This is a genomic window from Pseudomonas sp. HMWF021 (assembly GCF_003061005.1).
Lineage (GTDB): Bacteria > Pseudomonadota > Gammaproteobacteria > Pseudomonadales > Pseudomonadaceae > Aquipseudomonas.
In genome coordinates this window covers 1-1,101 of record NZ_QAIK01000105.1, presented here as the reverse complement: position 1 = coordinate 1,101, position 1,101 = coordinate 1, and the positions used below count along the sequence as shown (strand labels likewise).

Annotated in this window: 2 protein-coding genes and 1 pseudogene; all 3 read left to right on the top strand. The window is 58.7% G+C overall.

Translation table 11 applies throughout. From position 1 onward, the window contains the following. Positions 1 to 316, top strand: a pseudogene (locus tag DBR18_RS14140) (cytochrome o ubiquinol oxidase subunit I); the annotation flags it as partial. A 3-nt stretch (positions 317 to 319) separates the two neighbouring features. Further along, positions 320 to 943 (top strand): cytochrome o ubiquinol oxidase subunit III, encoded by a 624-nt coding sequence (gene cyoC, locus DBR18_RS14135; RefSeq protein WP_003227982.1) that lies wholly within the window; start codon positions 320 to 322, stop codon positions 941 to 943. Continuing rightward, positions 943 to 1,101, top strand: a 159-nt coding sequence (locus tag DBR18_RS14130; RefSeq protein WP_371921098.1) for a cytochrome o ubiquinol/quinol oxidase subunit IV, incomplete at its 3' end; no start/stop codon positions are given. The genes cyoC and DBR18_RS14130, both read left to right, overlap by 1 nt.

Genomic DNA, 1,101 nt, shown 5'->3' with positions numbered 1-1,101 from the left:
AAACGGTACTGCGTACCAGGCTCCGGCCAAGTACGAGCCGATCCACATGCCGAACAACACCGCCACTGGCGTGGTGATGGGCGCACTGCTGACCGTCTTCGGTTTCGCGATGATCTGGCACATCTGGTGGTTGGCGATCGCCAGCCTGGCCGGCACTGTCATCTACTTCGTGATCCACGCCGCACGTGACGACCAGGGCTACATGGTTCCGGTTGAAACGATCGAGCGCATCGAAGCCGAGCAGCACAAGCGTCTGGTCGCGGCAGGGAAAATCCCGGCCAATGGCACCCGTGTAACCTCGTTGGAACAGGCTTAAACCATGTCGAACTTAGTGACCAATGTTGGACACGCCCATGGTGACCATGGGCACGATGACCATCACCACGACTCGGGCGAGATGACCGTATACGGTTTCTGGCTCTACCTGATGACCGACTGCATTCTGTTTGCGTCGATCTTCGCGGTGTACGCAGTACTGGTAAACAACGTCGCCGGTGGCCCGTCGGGCCACGACATCTTCGAACTGCCCTACGTGCTGGGCGAAACCGCTCTGCTGTTGTTCAGTTCGATCACCTACGGCTTCGCCATGCTGGCGTTGTACAAAGGCAAGAAGCAGCAGGTCCTGGGCTGGTTGTTCATGACCTTCCTGCTCGGCGCAGGCTTCATCGCCATGGAGATCAACGAGTTCCACCTGCTGATCTCCGAGGGCTTCGGTCCTAGCCGTTCGGGCTTCCTGTCGGCGTTCTTCACCCTGGTCGGTACTCACGGTCTGCACGTATCCGCGGGTCTGATCTGGATGGGCATCATGATGTACCAGGTCAACAAGCACGGCCTGACGGCGACCAACAAGACCCGTCTGAGCTGCCTGAGCCTGTTCTGGCACTTCCTGGACGTGGTGTGGATCTGCGTATTCACCGTTGTTTACCTGATGGGGACCCTGTAATGGCTAATGCACACTCCCATGACAGCCATGATGCTGGCCACGGCAGCGTAAAGTCGTACGCCATCGGCTTCATCCTGTCGGTGATCCTGACCGTCATCCCGTTCGGCCTGGTGATGTACCCGACCTTGCCGAAGTCCACCACGCTGGCAATCGTCCTG